General features: G+C 59.2%; 2 protein-coding genes. Both read right to left on the bottom strand.

The window, feature by feature from the left end; all coding sequences use genetic code 11:
* Positions 1-345: leucyl/phenylalanyl-tRNA--protein transferase (locus tag J5224_RS27725; RefSeq protein WP_413544734.1), on the bottom strand; the 345-nt coding region annotated here is incomplete at its 3' end.
* On the bottom strand, positions 345-1,409 hold a 1,065-nt coding region (gene cydC, locus J5224_RS27720; RefSeq protein ID WP_264628346.1), incomplete at its 5' end, for a thiol reductant ABC exporter subunit CydC. The genes J5224_RS27725 and cydC, both read right to left, overlap by 1 nt.

Genomic DNA, 1,409 nt, shown 5'->3' with positions numbered 1-1,409 from the left:
CTCTGGGCTGATCCAGGTTCCTTCCTGACGCGCGTGAGCGCAGGCGTGTACCACCGCAGCGAACGCGTAGTTTAGCGTGATGTGAAAAGGTTGCTTACGCATGAACTTGTGCAGGCTACGGCTGATATGCAGCGCCTCAGGATGCAATATTGCGCGGGGATCCGGAGACCACCACAGAATGGGATCACCGGGCGAGTACCAGGGAAAAATACCGGCTCGATACGCCGCCAAGACTCTGGCAGGCGATAGGTCTCCGCCAAAAGCCAATAAGCCGTTGGGATCTGCCAACGCTTTTTCCACCGGAGGAAACAGCGTGGTATTGGGTGACAGTTGAAATAGCTGCATCATGCCTGCCGGGTGGCGTGTTGATGGAACTGCCAATAGCGGCCGCGTGCTGCCAGTAGATCGGCATGGCGACCCTGCTCAACCAGGCGACCATTATCCAGTACGCAAATACGATCCAGAGACGCCAGATCGTGCAAGCGATGGGTAATGATGAGAACCGTTTTGCCGTGGGTGTGTTCACGCAGTAGATGCAGTATTTTCTGCTCGGTATCGGCATCCAGCCCTTCGGTTGGTTCATCCAGCAACACCAAGGGGGCAGGGTGGAGTAAGGCGCGAGCCAGCCCCAGGCGGCGTTGTTCCCCGCCGGAGAGTTGACGCCCGCCTTCACCAATCCAGGCATTAAGGCCCTCTGACGTTTCCAACAGATTGCCTAATCCAACTTGTTCCAGTTGTTGGCTCAGTTGGGCATCGCTGGCCTGCGGTGCAGCCAGCAGCAGGTTGTCACGCAGTGTGGCGCTAAAAATATGTATCCGCTGTGGCACCACGCTCATCATGCCGCGCAGCGCCGGTTCACTCCACTGTGCGAGCGGCAGGCCGTTCAGGGTAATGTCCCCGGCGTCGCAATCCCAGGCGCGGGTCAGTAATTGCAATAGCGTTGATTTGCCACACCCGGTACGCCCCAGCAGCGCAATGTGTTCGCCCGGCGCGATATCCAGCGTAATGTCCTGTAATACCGGCAGCGGTTGTCCCGGATAGGTGAAACTTACCCGCTGTAATGACAGCGTTGCCGTCGCGGTTGAGGCTGAGGAGGGGGTTGTCGTTGTGAAAACCACCGCAGGCTGCTGACGTAAAATCTGGTCAACGCGCGTGGCTGATGCGATCACCTGGCCCATGTGTTGAAACGCACCGGTAACCGGGCCTAACGCTTCGAACGCGGCCAGTGCGGCAAACACAAACAGGGCAATCAACGCCCCCGGTTGTGTGTCACCGCCGATCCCCGCCGCTGCCAGCCAGAGCATGGCGGTAACGGTAAAACCGGTGCAGAGCAGCATCAGTGCCTGCGACAGGCCCGTCAGACGCGCCTGCCGCTGCTGCTGCGTTAGCCAGGCCTGTTCCGTGTCGGT

Source organism: Candidatus Symbiopectobacterium sp. NZEC135, from assembly GCF_025962695.1.
Note: the sequence above shows the minus strand (reverse complement) of the source record. Positions and strands in the feature narration are given on the sequence as shown.